A 1,520-nucleotide genomic window follows, 5' to 3' on the forward strand; every position below is an offset into this window, starting at 1 on the left:
GGCGAGGGCGGCAAACAGTTTTTTCATGGTGAACTCCTGACTAGTAAAAAAATGGCACAACATAGGGAAAACCGAGCGCGACCAAGACCAACGCGACAACGATCCAGAAAATGAGCTTGTAGGTGGTCCGCACCTGCGGAATTGCGCACACCTCGCCCGGCTTGCATGCCTGTACTGGCCGGAAAATGCGCCGCCAGGCGAAGAACAACGCCACGAGCGCAGCACCGATGAAGAGCGGACGGTACGGTTCGAGCACCGTCAGGTTGCCGATCCAGGCCCCGCTGAATCCCAGTGCGATCAGAACCAACGGCCCAAGACAGCAAGTCGAGGCGAGAATGGCGGCCAGCCCACCGGCAATGAGGGTGCCGCGTCCATTTTTCGGTGCAGACATATGTTTTTCCTTTCGAGCATTTGATCGATGGGTTAAGGTTAATCCCGTAGTCAGGTACGGAATCAAGCGATATGTGAAATAGTCTTGAAAATCTGGCCATCATCACCTTTGCCAAGGCTGAGACTTACCTATGATCGGTATTTCGAAAGAAATGATTAGCATCTCCGCTAACATGAACCGCGCGAAGGCTGAACACGCCGCCGCGCGGTGTCTGGTAGCGGACGGTTATTTTTTCGTTGCTTCCTCCGCGATCATGTCCCACGTCCCGTTCATTTTGTTACCCATCGCGGTGAGCTTCGCGTCGCCGCGCTTGCTGAAGTCGCTGGACGGCTTGCGGTAACTCACGACGGTCTTACCGTCGCTGCGCTCCCATACATACATGCGGCCTGGCATTCCGAGGCCAGCTTCGGGATCCATCTGCAGCAGACCCTTGATCATGTCCGGCATGCCGAATTCGATGGTCTTGGCGCCTTTGAGGTTGGCCCCGACCTTCTGATGGTCGATGGTGCTGAAAATCATAAAACCGCTGCTCTTGAGGGTTGTCTCGATGGTTTTTGCCGTGGCCGCGAAATCCTTATTGGAAACCTTGTCCACACGGTCCGCGTCTGCGGCAGAGGAAAGCCCGCTCAGTGTCAGCGATGAAATCGCCGCGACCAGGATGAGTCCAGACCGGAAAGAAGTACGCTTCATATTAATTATCCTGTGATGGTTGAGGTGTTGGTTGAAAAAGCAGGTGCGCAAGCGAGCGTTGTTCAGTTTCCCGTCGGTGGTTCACCGCCTTTTTTGATCAATTTGCCGACGCATATTCGCCGAATTCTGCATTTTTACGTCCGTAGTAATGTACGGAGTCAAGCGAAATTATTTAAATACTCTGACTGTCGGCGCCTTCGTCAAGGCGGCCGGCTTGCCGACTTCAGCCTTGCGTGCGTCATCGCCGCACCGCCGGTCATTTTGGCGCCACGCTTTTGGCGGGGATGGGGTTTGGGGAGCAACGGAACAGTGCGACCTGAGGTCGTCTGAATTTCTGTTTTACTGGAGAGTTTTCTCCTGATGAAACCGGTTGTTCCATCAACCGTTTCCTACCTGGACATGCGGGGCCGGTAACAGCTCGGTGTGAAGCTCCGGGGAT

Annotated in this window: 2 protein-coding genes; both read right to left on the minus strand. The window is 54.7% G+C overall.

From position 1 onward, the window contains the following. Positions 1–40: 40 nt before the first annotated feature. Positions 41–391 (minus strand): mercuric ion transporter MerT, encoded by a 351-nt coding sequence (gene merT, locus H7995_RS28065; protein ID WP_185819321.1) that lies wholly within the window; start codon positions 389–391, stop codon positions 41–43. Between the two features lie 225 nt (positions 392–616). After that, the gene (locus H7995_RS28070) at positions 617–1,081 is read right to left on the minus strand and encodes a DUF302 domain-containing protein (RefSeq protein ID WP_057978559.1); all 465 of its coding nucleotides are present in this window, start codon (positions 1,079–1,081) and stop codon (positions 617–619) included. Between the last annotated feature and the right edge of the window lie 439 nt (positions 1,082–1,520).

Source organism: Pseudomonas kielensis (assembly GCF_014236655.1).
Lineage (GTDB): Bacteria > Pseudomonadota > Gammaproteobacteria > Pseudomonadales > Pseudomonadaceae > Aquipseudomonas > Aquipseudomonas kielensis.

What these genes read in the sequence shown, in the direction of transcription:
- merT (WP_185819321.1), bottom strand. Translation starts at nt 391, where the DNA reads ATGTCTGCACCGAAAAATGGACGCGGCACCCTCATTGCCGGTGGGCTG.
- H7995_RS28070 (WP_057978559.1), bottom strand. Translation starts at nt 1,081, where the DNA reads ATGAAGCGTACTTCTTTCCGGTCTGGACTCATCCTGGTCGCGGCGATT.